The sequence below is a fragment of the Planctomonas sp. JC2975 genome (assembly GCF_012985205.1).
Lineage (GTDB): Bacteria > Actinomycetota > Actinomycetes > Actinomycetales > Microbacteriaceae > Humibacter.
Window position 1 is genome coordinate 2,229,245 of record NZ_JABEKS010000001.1, and the last position, 18,438, is coordinate 2,247,682.

Sequence of the window (18,438 nt, forward strand, 5' to 3'; positions counted from 1 at the left end):
GTCCGCTGGCGACGACACGGTGGCGGCGGATGGTGCCGAGGGAGGTCAGAGCCAGCCGTTCGCCGCGGCTTGCGCCGCGGCATCCGCTCGGTTGCGGGCACCCGTCTTGCCGATGGCCGCCGACAGGTGGTTGCGCACCGTGCCCTGGGAGAGGTGCAGTTCGCGTGCGATCTCGTTGACCGTGCCGCCTCGGGCGGCGACTCGCAGCACCTCGGTCTCGCGCTGGGTCAGCGGCGAGACGCCTGATGCGAGCGACTCAGCGGCGAGCGCCGGATCCACCACGCGCAGTCCCTGCGCCACCCGTCGCACAGCATCGGCGAGCTGTGCCGCCGGGGTGTCCTTGACGACGAATCCGCTCGCGCCGGCCTCCATGGCGCGGCGCAGGTATCCGGGCCGTCCGAACGTGGTCACGATGAGCGACCTGCAGGCCGGGAGCTGCCTGTGCAGCTGTTCGGCGACGGCGAGGCCGTCGAGTCCCGGCATCTCCACGTCGAGGAGTGCGACCTGCGCGTTCGTCTCCCTTGCGGCATCCAGCACCTCGTCGCCGCGACCCACCTGGGCCACGACCGTCAGGTCGGATTCGAGCTCGAGGAGCGCCGCGAGCGCGCCGCGCACCAACGCCTGGTCGTCGGCCAGCAGGAGCCGGATGCTCTCGGTCACGACACGTCTCCGCTGCGCCGCAACGGTCGCGCGGAAGGTCCTCGACCGGTTGCGACGCGCACCGCCACGACGCTGCCGCCGTCCTCACCGGGTTCGATGCTGAATTCGGCACCGACCCGTACTGCGCGCTCGCGCATGCCGTCGACGCCGTTGCCTCGCGCAGTGCGCTGGTCGGACTGAACGGCGACCACCGGCATCCCGATTCCGTCGTCTCCGATGATGATGGCCCTCTTCTCCAGTGCGACCCAGCAGTTCTTCGCGCGCGCATGCCGCACCACGTTCGTGATGGACTCGCGCAGCACCCACGCGAAGGTCTCGCGCAGCTCGGGCGCCACCACGTCGGTCGAGGTCGGCAGGTGCGGCACGATATCCGCGGCCACGAGCGCTGCGTGCGCCGCCGACAATTCCGTCTCGAGCGTCATCGCGCGGTACCCGGCGACGGATGCCCGCAGGTCGGCCAGTGCCGCACGAGACAGTCTCTCGATGTCGGCGAGCTCCTCTTCCGCGCGTTCCGGCTCCCGCGACACGAGGCGCCTTGCCAGCTCGCTCTTCACCGTCACGACGGTGAGGGAGTGGCCGAGCACGTCGTGCATGTCGCGGGCGAACCGTTCGCGCTCGTCCACGACCGCCAGCCTCGCGATCTCGCTCTGAGCATCGCGCAGCCGTTGCACGGCCTGGATCTGCTGTGCGAAGGCGAACATCATGACGCCGATCGATGCAGTGAGCGCCACCGAGTACCAGTAGTCGGCGAAGGTTCCGGTCAAGACGATCACCGTCAGCTGGGCGATGACGATGACGAGGATGGTCAGCAGCGTGAAGGCTCGCGGCTGCCAGCTCATGGCCGACATCACGGGCACGAAGATCCACAGCCAGATGACGTTCTCGCCGATCATCGGGATACCCAGACAGGTGATCGCGATGAAGACGGCATACGATGCCGCGGCCACCGGCCACGGCCTGCCCCAGATCAGCGGTGGGGTGACGACGTAGATCGCGGCGATCAACGCGATGAGCGCCGTCATCAGGATGCCGGCGACGACCGGAGGCTTGTTGCTCCAGATCAGGACGATCGGGATGACGAGGTAGATGAGTCCCCAGATCGAACCCCAGTACCACTTGCGCGCACCCGGATGACCGAGCCGCGCCTTGGTCTCCGCCCACCAGCCGATGCGTGAGACCCGCGCGATTTCCGTAGGGCCGAACGGCGGACGCGGATGATCCAGTGAGGCGGGCTCGCCCAGGGTGGGCGCACCCCGAACAGACGCATCGTGAGCGGATGCATCATCGGCGTCGGCAGCGCGCTTGGCGGTCACGCAGTTCAGCGTAGGCTCCACGGACGCCGGATCTCCGAGGTCGCGCGCGCCGAACGGCACATCCCACGATTCGGGGATGTGCCGCTCGGACCCAGTCGGCTCGGGATTCGGAGCCATGTCGAGTGCTGACCTCACTGGCGCGCCGCGTCACGGCGGTAGCGCCAGACGACGAGCGCTCCGAGAACCAGCGTCCAGGCGACGAGCACCAGCACGGGGGCGAGGACGTCGCCGGAGAGATGGGCGCCCATCTGACCCAGCCGGTTGAGCCAGTACGACGGCACGAACTGGGAGATGTCCGTCATCCAGCTGGGCAGTACCGAGAGCGGCACCCACAGGCCGCCCAGGATGGCTAGCCCGAAGAAGATCACCATGAAGAGCGGCTGTGCGAACTGAAGTTTCGCGAACTGGCCGATCAGCACGGCGATGAACGCGAACGGGATGACGCCGAACCAGAGTCCGAGCGCCGCCATCGCCCAGCCGGCGAAGCTCAGCGCTGGGTGGAAGACCAGCACCGAGATCGTGATGATGACGAGGATGCTGGCCAGCGCCACGACGAGCGCCGCGGTGACCTTGGAGACGAGGTATCCCATACCGCTCAGGCGGGTGAGCCGCAGTTGACGGTTCCAGCCGACCGATCGTTCCGCGACGATCGAGAACGCCTGGCCGAGCGCGGCCATCATGCCGCCGTAGCCGGCCATCTGCACGGTCGTGACGACGATCCAGGGGAGGCCGGTGACGTGGTCGACCGCGCCGCCCGATCCGTAGATGCTGCCGAAAAGCAGAAGCATGCCGATCGGGAGGAGGAAGGTGAAGACCAGGGAGGCGACGTTCCTCAGTTGGCGCAGGGACTCGAGTCCCAGGTAGGTGATGCTCATGAGCGGTCTCCGATCAAGGTCGATTCGTCTGTCGGCTGTCGCCGCTGGTCGAGCATGTCGCGCTCCCTCTGGTCGAGGTCTAAACCGGCGTCCCTGGAAGTGGTTCCGACGAGCTCGACCGGCGGTGCGGTGCCGGCATTCGTCGTCAGCGCGAGGAACGCGTCGTCCATGGAGTGGGCCGTCACCTCGATGTCGTGAACGTCGTCGTGGTTCGAGAGAAGTGTGCGGAGGGCTGCATCGGGGTCGTCGCTCACGATGGTGAGCACGTCTCCCCTGCGGTCGACCGTTCGTACGCCGGGCAGCTCGTACAGCTCGGCAGCGGCATCCGCTGTCCAGGCGAAGTCGAACGTCGCGCGGATGCGACGCCCGGCCACCACCGCCTTGACCTCGGCGGGTGCGCCGTCGGCGACCACTCTGCCGTCTGCCAGCATCACGATGCGGTCGGCGTAGGCATCCGCTTCGTCGAGGTAGTGCGTGGCGAAGACCACCGTGCGGCCGGCATCGGTGAACTCACGCATCGACTGCCAGAACGTGCGGCGGGCCTCGACGTCCATGGCGGCCGTCGGCTCGTCGAGGAAGATGAGGTCGGGGTTCGAGACGATGGCCACCGCGAACCGCGCACGCTGCAGCTGCCCGCCGGACAGCTTGCGCACCTTCTGCTTCGCGATGTCGGCTACCCGGGCGCGCTCGAGCGCTTCCTGCACGGGGAGCGGATGCCTGTGCGCGGCAGCGATGAGCGAGACTGCCTGCCGAACGGTGAGGTCGGGCAGGAGCGCACCGCCCTGCAGCATGGCCCCGACGCGTCCCTCGTCGATGGCGGATCGCGGATTCCCGCCGAACAGTGTGGCGCTGCCTGCGGTCGGCGTGGCGAATCCCAGGGCGAGGTCGATGCTCGTCGACTTGCCGGCGCCGTTCGGGCCGAGCAGGGCGACCACCTCCCCGGACTGGATCGTCAGGTCGATGCCGTCGACCGCCGTGATCGACCCGAAGGTCTTGCGCAGGCCCGTCAACTGGATGACCGGGGCCTCGATGGCTGGTGTCGTGTTCACGCTTCTCATCGAAGCGCTCGGCGGATGCCGACGCCTCGGCCGCGCATCACCTCACGGCCGTGACATTTGTCACTTACCGGTCCGACGGCACCATGAAGACGGTCCAGTCCTCGTCCGCCCAGCTGATCGGTGCATCCGGATCCTTGCGGTTCAGACGGTACGACGGATCAGCATCCCGGCGCATCCGCACCGACGCGTGCACCATCGCGTCATCAGGGATGCGACGGTGGGTGGTGCCGATGAGGTGGTAGGCCCACGGATCCTTGTTCACGCGGTTGGCTCCGTCGGCGAGCCCCTCCACCACGCTGCAGAACTTGCGGTACTGGGCATCCCAGGCTCCGTCGCGGAGCAGGAAGTCGCGGCCGGCGCCCTCGAAGACCCACTTCAGGGCGATCCTCGCCAGGTCGTTGTTGTCGAAGGTTCCGCCGACGTCGCAATGCACGCCGGAGAACCACACCTCCTCGAACCGCGGATTCGGCTTTACCGGCGAATAGCGGAACTGCAGTCGCCACTCGTCGATGGCGACTGCGTGCCTGAGCTTCTTCACGTTCGACAGGTTGTAGGTCTCGGCCCAGTCCAGGTTGCCGAGTCCGCCGAACCACGACTCGACGGTGTCCCAGATGCCGAGGTACTCGACGGGGACGGCGTGGATGTCCCGCTCCCCGAGGCTGGTCAGGAACTCGTCCGGTGCGCTGCCGGGAGGAGCGGCGACGGGCTGTCCCTGCGTTCCCCAGCACAGGGCATCCGCGAACTCCTTCGCCTCGGCTGCGCGCGCGTCCCTCGCCTTCTGAGTGCGAACGGGCTTGACGTACTCCTTCACCGCGTACTCGACGAGGTTCTCGGAGCCGGCGCGGAGCATCCCGGGCCGCGCCAGCATTCCTGCCAGGGCACGCGCCGTGTACGCCCCGCGGCTGAAGCCGAAGATGTACACGCGGTCGCCCGGCCGGTACCGATCCATCAGCCAGGCGTACGCCTGCGTGACGTTGGTCTTCATGCCGAGGCCGAACGCCAGACCGCACAGACGCGAGAACGCCTTGCCGATCTTGCCGACAGCGCCCGCCGCAGGCAGCGTACCCACACCGGGGTCGTAGTACGCGAGCTGCTCCTTCGGATGATCGAGGTCGAGCATCATGAAGACCTTCGCCGCGTTCGTCGGATGGCTGTCGAGCAGATTGTTCGTGCCGTCCAGGCAGATCACGATGTTCTTCGGCGGGGGCGCCACATCCTGCGCCGCCGGATCGCCGCCCGTGTTCGGTTGTACGTCGCTCACGATCATGACGCCCCCCTCGCCGCCAGTCTCGGGGTCATCATAAGAACGACTGTGCGACGGATGGGACCCCCCTGAACGTGGGGCGTGGGGCGTCTATGCAGCCGGCTTGCGCGCCTCCAGCAGGATTCGCGCACTGTACGAAACGAACACGCCGTCACGGCGGATGATCGCATCCAGCTCGCGGAGGCGTTCGCGATAGCGCTCGACCGTGAAGTCCGGAACCGTCCACACCACCTTGCGCAGGAAGTACACGACGGCCGCGATGTCGAAGAACTCGATGCGCGTGCGCTCCTCGCGCAGGTCGATGAGCTCTAGCTCTGCCGACTCCGCCTTGGCGCGCAGCCAGTCGATCGTCGACACGTCATCGCGTGGCTGCGGACCCATCAGGAACTCGTACAGCTCGCTGTTCGATCGATCGCCGATCTGCTGCGAGAGGTAGATCCCACCCGGCATGAGTACCCGGTTCACCTCGTCGAAGTCCGTGACGACCGGGTGCCGGCTCACAACCAGCGCGAAGCTCGCGTCACCGAACGGCAGCGCGTCATCCTCCTCCGACGCGATCACGGTTCCGGCGAAGGGCGCGAGAGCGGCCCTGGCCAGCGGCACGTTCGGCGGCCAGCCCTCCGTCGCGGCCACGACGCCGGGTGTCGGATCCGCTCCGCGAAGGATCTCGGCGAAAACCTCACCGCCGCCTGTCTGCACGTCGAGCACGCCTGCGACCTCGCTCGCGCGAGCGGATGCCAGGCGCGCGTATCCCCAGCTCGGTCGTTCCTCGGTGGCCCGCCCGTCGAACCAGGAGAAGTCCCAGCCCTCGGTCGGTACCGCCTCGCCCTCGGCGATCAGGGTGTCGAAGTCTGCGGACTGCCGGTTGTCGGTCATCCGGCCATCGTGCCATCGCGGTGGCTTGACCCCCCACTGCGATCGGGATGTCGAGGCCGATGCTCACGCGCGCCCGTCGGCTTCACTCATCGGAGCGTGCGCGTCGGCTCGCCGCATCGATCAGCGCGGAGACCTCCGCCGCCGGCCGGATCCCGAACCAGCGCTCCGCATTCGGGCGCGACTCCTCCGTGAGCCGGGAGTACGGCGCAGGGTCGCGGCCGGAGGCGCGCACGGCGGCATCGAGCGCATCACGGACGAGCCAGACGTCCACAGGATCCGGTTCCGCGTTGGCCAGCGCCTCGCGCACGCGTTCAGCATGGATGCCGAGCGCGTCGGCGATGCGCTGCTCACTCCATCCGCTGAGCTTCAAGTTCTGACGCAACTCCAGCCGGGTCTGCTCCAGCTCGGACCGATTCAGCGACATTGTGGCCCCCTCCACGACGACTGTTTCCAGCCTGCCATTCGAGTGCCGGATGCGCGACGAACCCGAGGTTCCGAGAACAGGTCGGGCGTGGCGGCGAACTGCTGCTGCGACCTGGCGCTGCAGGCGGCCGCGAGCGAACACGGCGTACCGACCCAGTACGGTTGACGCGTGCCGACGCTGCTGCAACTGGACTCCTCGATCGATCCCGTGACCTCGGTGTCGCGCGAGTTGACGGCGCGGTTCGCGAGGGCGTGGGCCTCAGCCGGATCCGACCGCACCGTCGTCGTGCACGACCTCGTCGCGGATCCCGTGCCGCACCTGGCGCACGAGTCTCTGCACTGGGCGCCCTCTTTGCGTGGCGCGAACGCCCCGGAGCTGCCCCGCGAGCAATCGACGCAGGATGCCGTCATCGCCGAGCTCCTCTCCGCCGACGTGCTCGTGATCGGCGCCCCCATGTACAACTACTCGGTGCCGTCCACGCTGAAGACGTGGATCGACCACGTGCACGTCCCCGGCGTGCTTGCGCCGTTCGGAGCGGATCCCGTCCAGCCGCTGAAGGGCCGGCTCGCAGTGATCGTCACCGCGCGCGGCGGCATCTACGACGAAGGCACCGAGAACGAGGGACGCGATCACACCGTGCCGCCGATCGACCTGATTCTCGGCGACGCCCTCGGCATGCGGATCGACACCGTCGCGGTGAGCCGCAGCCTGTCACGCACCCTGCCGGGGCTGGCGGGCGAGCGCGAGCGGTTCGAAGCCGAGCTGTCTGCCGCCAGGGAGCGGATCGACGCGCTCGCGGCATCCGCCTGAGCGCCGAGCGACCGGGGACCACGACAGGGCCGTGCTTGCGCGATCGGTCGCCGATCGCGAAGCGGAGGTCAGTCTCCGAATGCCCCGACGAGACGGACGGCGCCGCCGTCAACGCCCTTGGCGCCCTGCTCGTAACCCTTGACGTCGTGCTCGGCCGTCGACACCGTTCCCACCTGCCACGCCGGGATGCCGTCGACCGCGAGCGTCGAGACGACGGATGCCGCTGCATCCGCTTCGACGACGGCGAAGAATCCGACGCCGAGGTTCCAGGTGCCTTCGGCACTCTCGAGGCTGGTGCCCGCGAGATCGCTGAGCACGCGGAACACCGGAGACGGCGACCACGTGGAGCGGTTGACATCGACCCAGGATCCGCGCGGCAGCACCCGCGCCAGGTTGGCGGCGATTCCCCCGCCGGTCACGTGCGAGAGCGCGTGCACGGACGGGCCGCTCGGCGACGCCAGCACGCGCAGCAGCGGGGCGGTGTAGAGCCGCGTCGGCTCGAGCAGGGTCTCGCCGACGACACCGCCGAACTCGTCGAGACGGTCGGTGAACGCGATCTTCCGCTTGGCGAGGACGTGGCGCACGAGCGAGTACCCGTTGGAGTGCAGGCCCGAGCTGCCGAGAGCGAGCACGACGTCGCCGTTGCGGACCTTCTCCGGGCCGAGCACGGCATCCGCCTCGACGACGCCGGTGGCGGCACCGGCCACGTCGTAGTCGTCGGGGCCGAGAAGGCCAGGGTGCTCTGCGGTCTCGCCGCCGACCAGCGCCGTGCGGGTCTCCGAGCAGGCGGCCGCGATGCCGCGTACGATGTCGGCGATGCGCTCCGGCACGACCTTGCCGCAGGCGATGTAGTCCGTCATGAACAGCGGGCGGGCTCCCACCACGACGATGTCGTCGACCACCATGCCGACGAGGTCCTGGCCGATGGTGTCGTGCTTGTCGAGCGCCTGGGCGATCGCCACCTTCGTGCCGACGCCATCGGTCGACGTGGCCAGCAGTGGCCGCCGGTAGCCGCGCAGAACGGATGCGTCGAAGAGTCCCGCGAATCCGCCGACGCCGCCGAGCACCTCCGGTCCGTGCGTCTTGGCCACGGCCGACTTCATGAGCTCGACCGCGAGATCGCCCGCGGCGGTGTCGACGCCGGCCTCGCGGTAGGTGCTGGTGGAGTTCTCGGTCACGGATCCAGCCTAGTTGCGGGAGTTCGGCGCATCGGCCGCACCGTCTCTCGCACGCTCGATGGCCGTGAACGCCAACCCGAGCGTCTCATCGAATCGGTGCGGCGCAGGCGCACCGAACCCGACCACCATCGCCGGATGCCGGGGCGCCCGCCGTGCCTCACCAATCGCCCGAGCCGCTCCAGGCGCCCGGAACGTGCGGAGGCCGGCGAGCGCGAGGCCGACGGCATCCGCTTCCCGGCTGACATGCTCTTCGCGGATGCCGTCGGGCAACTCGAGCAGGCACTGCAGACCGGCTGCCATGCCGGTGACTCTGGCGGCCGGCATCCGCTCCTCGACGAGGTGCTCGACCCGCCGGCGTCGATCGCGGTAGCGTGCGCGGGCGCTGCGGACGCTGCGGTCGTAGTCGCCGTGTTCGAGGAACTCGGCGAGCGCGAGTTGCGTCAGCGCCCCCGGCCTCGCGCCGTCCAGTCGGCGCTGATCGGCAACCGCAGTGACGAACCCACCGGGCAGAACGCACCACCCGAGCCCGATGCCGGGACCGAGGGCCTTGCTGGCCGTTCCGATGAAGGCCACGTGATCGGGGGCGAGTGATTGCAGGGCGCCGACGGCACGGCGATCGAAGCGGAACTCCCCGTCGTAGTCGTCCTCGATGATCAGCGCACCGGTGCGCTCCGCCCAAGCCGCGACCGCTGCGCGGCGCGCGGGACTCAGTGCGACACCGGTCGGGAACTGGTGGGCCGGGGTGAGCAGCACGGCGTCGACGCAATCCGCGACGCGGCCTCCGTCGCCGAGCCCGTCGACGACGGCGCCCGAATCGTCGACGGGCACCGGAACCACCTCCAGGCCCGAGGCGGCGAGGATGTCGCGATGCACCTCGTGCCCGTACTCCTCGACCGCGACGCGGCGGGCTCCGCGCGCGACGAGGGCCATGGCGATCAGTCGCATGGCATGGCCGGCACCGTGCGTGACGTGCACTCTCGAGGGCTCGACGACGACCCCCCTCGCGCGGCCCAGATACGAGGTCAGTGCCTCTCGGAGCTCCGGCAGGCCGTGCGGATGCCCGTATCCCAGCTCGGAGGCGGGCGCCACCAGGAACGCGCGGCGGAGTGCGGCCGTCCACGCCTCGCGTGGGAAGAGAGTGGTGTCCGGGATCCCGGCGCGGAGATCGAACGTCGGGTCCGGCGCGACACCGACGGATCCGGCCTCGTCCGCGGCGTCGGCCCCACTGCGCCCATCCCGCGTGCGGGTGCTCCGTTGCACCGATCCGCCACGGGCGTGCGCCCGCGCGCCGCGCTCGGCCTCCACGCGCCTCCCGGACTCGACGTCGCGCGATGAGGTCCTCCGATCGACGATCCGCGCCGTCGAGGCCACCCACGTGCCCGCGCCGACGCGGGATTCGAGCCATCCCTCGCCGACCAGCCGCTCGTAGACCTCGGCGACGCTGTTCCGCGCGATGCCCAGATCCACGGCAAGACCGCGGGATGCCGGCAGCCGGACACCGCGCACGAGGCGCCCGTCTCGGATCATGTCACGAAGCGCGGCCTCGAGCGAGTCCGTCTTGCGTCGCGGATCTAGGACGAGGTGCAGATCCCTGCCGAGATTGGCCCAGTCGTTCGCCATGACAATGGACTCTATCAAGGAGCCACTCCCGAGTATGTTGGACCACATGAGCAGCGAACCCATCGTCCTTCCCGACATCCGCTTCGACTTCGACGCACTTGCCCCCAAGTTCTCCCGCGCGCTGGCGCACCTCGACCACGCTGCCGAACTGGAGCTCGACGCCGTCGGCATCCCCGTCGGCCTGCGGAATCTCGTGAAGCTGCGTGCCTCGCAGTTGAACGGCTGCTCGTACTGCGTCGACATGCACTCCCGCGACGCACGCGACGCCGGCGAGTCCTTCCAACGCATCGCAGCCGTCGCCGTGTGGCAGGAGGCCCACTTCTTCACCGCACGCGAGCGAGCTGCCTTCGCCTTCACGGATGCCGTCATCCGCGCCTCCGAGACCCGAGTGCCCGACGAGGTGGTCGCCGACGCACTGGCGGTCTACTCGGAGACCGAGGTCTCCGCACTGCTCGCTCTCCTGGTGTCGATCAACGCGTGGAACCTGGTCGGCGTGACTGCGCGGTGCTGGCGCGCTGAGCCCGAGGCGGCAGCGGAGGACGCAGCGACGGCCCCGGTCGCAGAGTCTGAACCGGCGGTGACGGCAGCCGTCTAGCGACGCTCGACGCGGGCCGCCATCACGCGCCGACCGCAGCGGCCCGGCGGTGAGCCAGGAACTCCTCCCAGGTTGCCGTTCCCCGCTCCGCGCCCTTCGAGATGATCGCGTCGTGCAGCACGGCCTTCGCAGCGCCGCCGGGGAGTCCGACGGACATGATCAGTCGGTGACGGCCCTCGGACCTCAGATACTCGCGGACCAGCTCGTGCGAGGTGTACACGCGCGGGCCGCCCAGCTCCGGCACGTATCCGGCCGGCGCTCCCTCGGCGAGCGCGACGAGGCGGCCGGCCACCTCGTTCGCCGCGATCGGCTGTACGCGCAGCTTCTTCGGCAGCGGCACGACGGGCAGCTTCGCCACAGATTCCGCCACCGGCAGCACGAGCTCGAAGAACTGCGTGGCGCGCAGTGTGGTGAACGGGATGCCGGACTTCTCGATCACGAGCTCTCCCTCGCGCTTCTGCGCGAAGTACTCGAACATCGCGTGATCCGTCTTGGAGTGCACCGGGATGCGATCCGCACCTGCGACCGAGATGTAAACGAGGTGGCGGATACCGGCCGCACGTGCTGCCTCGACCAGCCGGCGGGCCTTCTCGCCATCGCCCTTCTGCGATCCGGCGCAATGGATGATCGTGTCCACGCCGGCGACGGCATCCGCGACTCCGCTGCCGGTTTCGAGGTCGCCTGCGACGTACTCGACGTCGTCGCGGGGACCGGAGCCGCGCCGGCTCACGACGCGCACCGTGCGCCCGCGGTCGCGGAGGCGATCGACGACCATCGTGCCGAGAGTGCCGGCACCACCGGTGACCAGCACGAGGCCGTCTGCGTGGTCTGCGGAGGATCCGGAGGCAGACGAACCGGGGATGGACGAGCTCATGATGTGCCTTTCGTCGTGCGTCGAGGCGGTACCAGCGGTGCCGGTTCGACGCGATTCGATGTCTTCACCAGGCCGATGCGCCAGCCATGCAGAATGTGACACAGGACCACGAGAATGTTCACCGTGACCGACGCAGCACTGCTCGAACCGACCTTCACGGCGCTGCGGCCGCGTCTGCGATCCCTCGCCTACCGCATGCTCGGCTCGTTCGCCGACGCCGACGACGCACTGCAGGAGACCTGGCTGAGCGCGTCTCGCGCCGACGTCTCGGAGGTTCGCAACCTGGACGCCTGGCTCACGACCGTCGCCGGCCGCATCTGCCTGATGATGCTGCGATCGCGTCGCACGCACGGCGAGACCTCCCTCGACGAGGCGCTCGCGCCGGGCAACGACATGCGCATTCCGGATGCCGTGATCGTCTCCGACGCCCGCTCGCTGCCCGAGGCCGCCGCCGAGGCCGCCGAGACCGTCGGGCTCGCGATGCTCATCGTGCTGCAGGAGCTGACGCCGGATGAGCGGCTCGCCTTCGTGCTGCACGACACCTTCGCCGTTCCCTTCGACGACATCGCCGAGGTGCTCGGCGCCACGCCGGCCTCGGCGCGCAAGCTCGCGAGCCGCGCGAGGACGAAGGTCGGCAAGGCGCCGGCGCCGGATCCCGATCGCACCGCGCAGCGCTCGGCGGTCGACGCGTTCTTCGCTGCCGCGCGCGATGGCGACTTCGACGCTTTGCTGCGGGTGCTGCATCCGGATGTCGTGCTCCGCGCCGACGGCGGCACCCTGCGGGCATCCGCCACCGGTGTGCTCCGTGGACCGCGGAACATCGCGGGCCAGGCGATGATGTTCACATCGCTGTCGCCGTACCGCAGAAACGCCTGGATGAACGGTGCCGCGGGGGTCACGATCGTCGGCCCGCGCGGACCGATCTCCGTGATGGCGTTCACCGTCGTCGATGGACGCATCGTGGAGATCCAGGTGCTCGCGGATCCGGAACGCCTTAACGAGCTGATCCCGGCCGACGTGCTCGAGTCGGCGCCGAAGGAGTGATCGACTGCGGGTCGCCGACCAGCGGATGCCCAGGCACCACCGTGAGAGACTTGTCCAGCCCGAGATCGCGGGCGCATCCCCACTCTCAGGAGCACACTCCAGCATGTGCGGCATCGTCGGAATCGTCTCGACCGAGGCGGTCAACCAACTGGTCTACGACAGCCTCCTCCTTCTGCAGCACCGCGGACAGGACTCCACCGGAATCGCGACAGCCGACGGCAACGTCTTCCACATGCACAAGGCACGAGGCCAGGTGCGTGAGGCATTCCGCACCCGCGACATGCGCTCGCTGATGGGCAACATGGGCCTCGGGCACGCGCGCTACACGACCAAGGGCGACGCGGCCAATGAGCAGGAGGCGCAGCCGTTCTACGTGAACGCGCCGTACGGCATCATCCTGATCCACAACGGCAACCTCACGAACACGCGCGAGCTGGCCGACGACCTGTTCCACATCGACCGTCGCCACATGAACTCCACCAGCGACACCGAGATGCTGCTCAACGTGCTCGCCACTGAGCTGCAGGGCCAGATCACAGGACTCGACTTCAGCCCCGAGCAGGTCTTCGACGCCGTCACGCAGGTGCACGAGCGTGTGGAGGGCGCCTACGCCGCCATCGCGATGATCGCCGGGCAGGGGCTGCTCGCCTTCCGCGACCCGTTCGGCATTCGTCCGCTCGTGCTCGGCCGTCGGCCGGCTGGGCTCGTCGGAGACGAATGGATCGTGGCGTCGGAATCCGTCGTCCTCGAATCCATGGGCTACGAAGTGGTACGGGACGTCGCCCCCGGCGAGGCCGTGTTCATCACCCTCTCCGGCGAGCTGTACTCCCGCCAGTGCGCCAAGAACCCCGTTCTCGTGCCGTGCTCGTTCGAGTACGTGTACCTCGCGCGCCCCGACTCGGTGATGAACGGCATCTCCGTGTACGAGGCGCGCCTGCGTTTGGGCAACCGCCTCGCCGACACCATCGCCCGATATGCGCCCCTCGGCGACATCGACGTCGTCATGCCCATCCCGGACTCGTCGCGACCCGCGGCATCTCAGGTGGCGCAGAAACTGGGCATCGAATACCGCGAAGGCTTCTACAAGAACCGCTACGTGGGACGAACGTTCATCATGCCCGGACAGGCTCAGCGCAAGAAGAGCGTGCGCCAGAAGCTCAACGCCATGTCCAGCGAGTTCAAGGGCAAGAACGTGCTCATCGTCGACGATTCCATCGTGCGCGGCACGACGTCCAAGGAAATCGTCGACATGGCCCGCGCCGCCGGGGCCAACAAGGTCACGTTCACGTCCGCTGCACCGCCCGTGCGCTTCCCGCACGTCTACGGCATCAACATGCCCAGCCGCCACGAGCTCATCGCCGCCGGACGCAAGATCCCGGAGATCGCGCTGGAGCTCGGCGCCGACAGCCTCATCTACCAAGAGGTGCGCGACATGAAGGATGCCATCCTCGAGGGCCAGACCGCCGTCACCGACCTCGAGATGAGCTGCTTCACCGGCGACTACGTCACAGGAACCGTCACCCCGGAATACCTCGAGTGGGTGGAGCGGACGCAGCTGAGCTGATTTCGGCGCCGGTCCCCGCCCGGCACCGCGCAGTCGGCTGCCTGCGGGGTCGCGTTTGTCGCGGCGTACACGCCGCCGCGACGTGGAGCGTGGTGCGTTGCCGAGATGGCCGGCTTGTCTCGGCTTCTAGCGGCCGACGTCGGCGAGGTTCCACTGAGGGCTTGAGGGCGCCGCCGATCTAGCCGACTCGCTGGCCCGGCATGCCGAAGTCGGCTGACTGCAGGGCTGAGATTGTCGCGGCGTACACGCCGCCCCGACGTGGAGCGTGTTGCGTTGCCGAGATGGCCGGCTTGTCCCCTCTTCTAGCGGCCGACGTCGGCGAGGTCTCGCTGAGGATCCGAAGACACCGCGTGTGAGACGGACGGACGAGCTCGTGCGTCTGGAGTCCTGAACGGAGCGAACCTTTGGATTCTGAGAAAAGTCGTCTCAAGTTGCGAAATCGTTATAAACGTGATCCGTGGGGGTGAAATCCCCGAGATTCCGCGGAAGTAGGGCTCCCAGGAATCTCGGATGACCTGTGGACGAGCTGTCCAGAGCCCCTGCGTAACGTTGCGCGGGTCGTACGCGGGCGGCATCCCGACCCGAAACTCCACGGCCAACCGACCAGGTCGGACCGAGGGATACGCCAGCTGACGACCACCCGAAACCGTTGAAGACCGCGGAGGGTGCGCCGCCGCCCGAAGGTGTGCGAACCGGAGCTTACCCGGTACGTGTCTTTCGTTCTGCCGTGCGCTCGCCGCATCGATGCCGCCTTGGCCGCGGATCCGGGTGTCCAGCCCGCACGGGACCTTCCGGCAGCATCAGCCGGCCGTATCCCGTTGCCCCGGTGAGCGTGCGCGTGAAACGGGGTCGACCACGCGGGGAGGCTCCGAGCAACGGAACAACGTGACCTTCCTCAACCGCATCGCCCCCGACAGAATCCGCAACTCCCTCTCTTCGCTTTCCAGCACTGCAGTTCGCCACCGCCGCCCGCTGCGCTTCACCGCCGCGGCCGTTCTCGCGGTCGCCGCGGTCGTCACCCCGATCGCCGTGCAGAGCGCCAACGCAGCGACACCCTCATCGCATTCGAGCTCCGCCGACGGCATCGCCGCCCAGCTCTCGTTCAAGTCGCTCGCCTCCGCCAAACTCACCGCCGACCAGGTGAACGGCAAGGCGGACCTCACGCAGCTGAAGGCCGCGATCTCTGCGCTCGAGAACAACTACTCGTCGGATCCCGCCGTGCTGACCAAGCTCTCCAACACGGCCGACGCGGCTGTCGTGCTCGCGAAGGCCACCGTGGCCGGCTACGACGCCGGCGCGCAGATCGCACAGGCCGCCGCCGAGAAGGCAGCGGCAGAAGCAGCGGCGAAGGCCGCAGCAGAAGCGGCAGCGAAGGCTGCCGCCGAGGCGCAGGCCAAGGCCGCAGCGGATGCAGCAGCATCCTCCTCGTCGTCGACCTCGTACTCGTCGACCGCATCCGTCTCTGTATCGCCCGGTTCCGCACAGGCGATCGCGAAGTCGATGGCGGCCAGCTCGTACGGCTGGGGCGACGACCAGTTCTCCTGTCTGGTGAGCCTGTGGAACCGTGAGTCCGGCTGGTCGACCACTGCCGGCAACGCGAGCGGTGCCTACGGCATCCCGCAGGCGCTTCCCGGCTCGAAGATGGCCAGCGCTGGCCCGAACTGGCAGACCGACGCCTCCACCCAGATCGCCTGGGGCCTCGGCTACATCAACGGTTCGTACGGATCGCCGTGCGCGGCATGGGGCCACTCCCAGTCCACCGGTTGGTACTGAGCAGCGCCATCACTGACGGTCCGACCGCATGACACTGAGTGCGCGCGTTCCCTCCGGGACGCGCGCACTTGTGCATCTGCCGCTGCGTGACCGCGTCGTGCGCAGACTCAGCACCCGATACGCACTCAGCGTGACGTCGACGGACTCAGCGCCATCCGTGTGGCTGTTGCCGCTCACCGTCGTGGCGTACGCGGTGCCGATCCCGTGGATCGTGTCACTCTCCGCCCGAGCACTGGAGACGGAGAGATCAGCGGGACGTCGGTCCCTGATCCTGGGCGGGTTCGCCGCTGTCGCGGCCGGCTACTTCGCTCGCGTCCTCGCCGTCGACTGTGTGCGAAGCGATCGGCTCGTCGTCGGCCTCGGAAGGAAGTTCGCCGAGGTCGGGGAGGTCGACGGTATTGTCAGCAACCGGCTGCCGCACGTCGATGTGGTCGGCGATGACCGTGCGCTCCGTGTGCTTGGTGGCTGCCGAGGCGATGATCGCGGCGAGGGCGCCCAGCCCGACTCCTACGGCGACGGCGGCGAGCAGCACGAATCCGAAGACGGTGTTGCGGTCATAGCCGGCGCCCTGAGGCAGCGAATAGGTCACGATGAAGGCGGCGACGGCGAAGACCGCGCCGCCGAGGATCATGAACCGGCCGTACCGCGGTGTCCGCCGAACGCGCACGCGCTGCTCCGACTCCACGACGGCCTCCTCGCGGATCGGCTCGCGATCGGATCCCTCGTCCCGTCCGTCCGATGCGCTCGCTCCACTCCGATCGGATCCGTCTCGATCCGAGGGGACGATCTGCTCGTGGGCGGCGTCGCCGCCGGCACCGGTCGCGGCATCGGCGGAGTCTCCGGCGAACGGAGTCCGGCCGGCATCGTTCAGGGGGTCGTGGGGCACGAATCCATTGTCGCGCATCGCAGCGAGGTCGACCTGTGAGGAGAACTGCCGCCGCCTCAGTGCGGGCGGTACACCGGCAGCACCGGCTCCAGGGTGGCGCGCGTGCCGGAGGCGTGCACGACCCCGGCAGCGACGGCCTCTGGCCACGTGGTGCGGCCGGTGGCGAGGGCGAGCCAGGTGGCGGCATCCGTCTCGATGACGTTGGGCGGAGTGCCGCGTGTGTGCCGAGGACCCTCGATGCACTGCACCGCACCGAACGGGGGCACCCGCACCTCCACCGAGTTGCCGGGCACCTTGTCGGCGAGCGCCTGCAGCAGGTATCGCACTGCGGTGGCTGTGACATCGCGCGCGGCGGATGCCGTCAGCGCGGCGGACACCGCCGACATGCCGTCCGCCTCGGTGATGCGTGCTCTGGCCATCCGTCCATTGTGCCCGGGTGCACCGACGCCCCTCGTCGCCGGCAGGAGGCGAACTGCTGATCCCCGCCGATCAGCCGGTCGCGATCACGGTCAGAGTCGGACGATGACGGGCGCCGGAGGCGTCCTCGCTCGTCAGCACGCTGAACGATCGCACGTGGGCCACAGCACCGGCGAGCAGCACGTGGTCGATCGGCATTCCGAGAAAGGCCGGCAGTCGCGTCGGCCAGGTGCCGACGGATGCCGCTCCCATCGTCGTCGCGACATCGCGGCACCGACCGAGGCCCGGACCGCCGAAGTCGTCCACGCTCGCGTTGAAGTCGCCGGCGACCAGCACGGATCCGGACCCGCAGCGCTCGGACACCCAAGAGAGGTCATCCCTCCAACGTGCGATGCCGGCCGGTGTGGGGATCGGCGAGTGCAGGGCGACGATGGTCGGCAGCCGTGACGACGACGGCTCGAGCACGATCGTCGTGTCGGCATCCGGCCCGGCGATGACCCCCGGATACCCGGCCCCGAGGCCCGGTGAGAGGAACACGGCGACCTGCGCGCTGGGCGACGTGCCCGAATACAGACGGAACGGGGCACCCTGGGCGTCGAACGCCGCCAGATAGGCGGACCCCGTCGACGCGATCTGCGCGTCGGGCAGCACCACGACGTCCGCCCGTTCCCGCGCCGCCAACGCCGCCACGACAGACGGCTCGACGAGGCCGCCGTTCGTGTTCCACTCCAACACCCGAAGCTGCCCGACTCCCGCCGCGGGAGGCGGGTCGGTCGAGAAGCCACGGAACACCACGACGGGGAGATTCAGGATCGACACGACGAGCAACGCCGTCGCGATCGGGAGCAGTGGGCGTCCCACACGAGTGAGGCAGCAGAGCGCCAGTACCACTCCAAGGGCCAGCGCGGCGGCCGTGATCGCGGTGCGCGCCGGGAGCAGCGCGCTGATCCCGAAGGCGCGACCCAGACCGACGGTCGGCGCGACGGTGAGCAGAACGCCCGCACTCGCCGCGATCGCGGCGACCACGAAGGCGAGCACCCAACGCCATCGGCCGCGGGCCGGCGCCACTGTCGTCGCCCTCGGCAGGGAGGGCGGTCGGCGCGCGGAGGCCGGGGATCTGGATGCAGTCGTCGACGCGGCGCGGCGGGGCCGCTGCGAGCCCGTGCGCTGACGGCCGCGGGATCCGCGCGTTGCAGGGGAAATGCGT

At 69.0% G+C, this 18,438-nt stretch carries 18 protein-coding genes; 5 read left to right on the forward strand and 13 right to left on the reverse strand.

The features are described 5' to 3' along the window. Window positions 1-45: 45 nt before the first annotated feature. From HII28_RS10030 to HII28_RS10060, 7 genes are all read right to left on the reverse strand, one after another. Window positions 46-660, reverse strand: a complete 615-nt coding sequence (locus HII28_RS10030; protein ID WP_170025269.1) for a response regulator transcription factor — start codon at window positions 658-660, stop codon at window positions 46-48. After that, complete coding sequence (locus HII28_RS10035) at window positions 657-1,973, reverse strand: sensor histidine kinase (protein WP_346769260.1); 1,317 nt, start codon at window positions 1,971-1,973, stop codon at window positions 657-659. The genes HII28_RS10030 and HII28_RS10035 overlap by 4 nt, the downstream gene beginning before the upstream one ends. A gap of 131 nt (window positions 1,974-2,104) precedes the next feature. Next, complete coding sequence (locus HII28_RS10040) at window positions 2,105-2,848, reverse strand: ABC transporter permease (RefSeq protein ID WP_170025271.1); 744 nt, start codon at window positions 2,846-2,848, stop codon at window positions 2,105-2,107. After that, window positions 2,845-3,897 (reverse strand): ABC transporter ATP-binding protein, encoded by a 1,053-nt coding sequence (locus tag HII28_RS10045; RefSeq protein ID WP_346769261.1) that lies wholly within the window; start codon window positions 3,895-3,897, stop codon window positions 2,845-2,847. Before HII28_RS10045 ends, HII28_RS10040 begins: the two co-directional genes overlap by 4 nt. A 73-nt stretch (window positions 3,898-3,970) precedes the next feature. Further along, complete coding sequence (locus HII28_RS10050; RefSeq protein ID WP_170025273.1) at window positions 3,971-5,173, reverse strand: DUF2235 domain-containing protein; 1,203 nt, start codon at window positions 5,171-5,173, stop codon at window positions 3,971-3,973. An 87-nt stretch (window positions 5,174-5,260) separates the two neighbouring features. Then, window positions 5,261-6,046: an SAM-dependent methyltransferase gene (locus HII28_RS10055; RefSeq protein WP_170025274.1), complete on the reverse strand. Its 786-nt coding sequence runs from the start codon at window positions 6,044-6,046 to the stop codon at window positions 5,261-5,263. 82 nt (window positions 6,047-6,128) lie between these two features. Then, window positions 6,129-6,470, reverse strand: coding sequence for a DUF2316 family protein (locus tag HII28_RS10060; protein WP_170025275.1), 342 nt, complete (start codon window positions 6,468-6,470; stop codon window positions 6,129-6,131). 168 nt (window positions 6,471-6,638) lie between these two features. Between HII28_RS10060 and HII28_RS10065 the strand changes: the two genes are divergently transcribed. Further along, a complete protein-coding gene (locus HII28_RS10065; protein ID WP_170025276.1) occupies window positions 6,639-7,280 on the forward strand; it encodes an NAD(P)H-dependent oxidoreductase in 642 nt (213 codons plus the stop codon). 68 nt (window positions 7,281-7,348) lie between these two features. Here HII28_RS10065 and purM read toward each other — a convergent pair whose 3' ends face one another. Both purM and HII28_RS10075 read right to left on the reverse strand, forming a co-directional pair. Further along, window positions 7,349-8,458 (reverse strand): phosphoribosylformylglycinamidine cyclo-ligase, encoded by a 1,110-nt coding sequence (purM, locus tag HII28_RS10070; RefSeq protein WP_170025277.1) that lies wholly within the window; start codon window positions 8,456-8,458, stop codon window positions 7,349-7,351. Between the two features lie 9 nt (window positions 8,459-8,467). Beyond that, entirely contained in the window at window positions 8,468-10,078 is a 1,611-nt protein-coding gene (locus tag HII28_RS10075; protein ID WP_170025278.1) for a PLP-dependent aminotransferase family protein, read from the reverse strand. Between the two features lie 46 nt (window positions 10,079-10,124). Here HII28_RS10075 and HII28_RS10080 point away from each other — a divergent pair, with 46 nt between their 5' ends. Next, window positions 10,125-10,673 carry a carboxymuconolactone decarboxylase family protein gene (locus HII28_RS10080; protein WP_170025279.1) on the forward strand — a complete coding sequence of 183 codons (549 nt, stop codon included), beginning with the start codon at window positions 10,125-10,127 and terminating at the stop codon, window positions 10,671-10,673. 22 nt (window positions 10,674-10,695) lie between these two features. Here HII28_RS10080 and HII28_RS10085 read toward each other — a convergent pair whose 3' ends face one another. After that, window positions 10,696-11,547, reverse strand: a complete 852-nt coding sequence (locus HII28_RS10085) for an NAD(P)H-binding protein (RefSeq protein ID WP_170025280.1) — start codon at window positions 11,545-11,547, stop codon at window positions 10,696-10,698. Window positions 11,548-11,670: 123 nt separating this feature from the next. On the opposite strand from HII28_RS10085, the gene HII28_RS10090 reads away from it, so the two are divergent. The 3 genes from HII28_RS10090 (at window position 11,671) to HII28_RS10100 (ending at window position 15,928) form a co-directional block, all read left to right on the forward strand. Beyond that, entirely contained in the window at window positions 11,671-12,591 is a 921-nt protein-coding gene (locus HII28_RS10090) for a sigma-70 family RNA polymerase sigma factor (RefSeq protein WP_346769262.1), read from the forward strand. 103 nt (window positions 12,592-12,694) lie between these two features. Beyond that, window positions 12,695-14,155: an amidophosphoribosyltransferase gene (gene purF / locus HII28_RS10095; protein WP_170025282.1), complete on the forward strand. Its 1,461-nt coding sequence runs from the start codon at window positions 12,695-12,697 to the stop codon at window positions 14,153-14,155. Window positions 14,156-15,040: 885 nt separating this feature from the next. Continuing rightward, window positions 15,041-15,928 carry a lytic transglycosylase domain-containing protein gene (locus HII28_RS10100; RefSeq protein WP_346769263.1) on the forward strand — a complete coding sequence of 296 codons (888 nt, stop codon included), beginning with the start codon at window positions 15,041-15,043 and terminating at the stop codon, window positions 15,926-15,928. Between the two features lie 247 nt (window positions 15,929-16,175). On the opposite strand, the gene HII28_RS10105 is transcribed toward HII28_RS10100, so the two are convergent. The 3 genes from HII28_RS10105 to HII28_RS20225 all read right to left on the reverse strand — a co-directional run bounded on the left by HII28_RS10105 (window position 16,176) and on the right by HII28_RS20225 (window position 18,299). Beyond that, complete coding sequence (locus HII28_RS10105) at window positions 16,176-16,814, reverse strand: hypothetical protein (protein ID WP_170025283.1); 639 nt, start codon at window positions 16,812-16,814, stop codon at window positions 16,176-16,178. A gap of 56 nt (window positions 16,815-16,870) precedes the next feature. After that, complete coding sequence (locus HII28_RS10110; protein ID WP_170025284.1) at window positions 16,871-17,233, reverse strand: sterol carrier family protein; 363 nt, start codon at window positions 17,231-17,233, stop codon at window positions 16,871-16,873. 70 nt (window positions 17,234-17,303) lie between these two features. Next, entirely contained in the window at window positions 17,304-18,299 is a 996-nt protein-coding gene (locus HII28_RS20225) for an endonuclease/exonuclease/phosphatase family protein (protein WP_170025285.1), read from the reverse strand. Window positions 18,300-18,438: the final 139 nt, after the last annotated feature.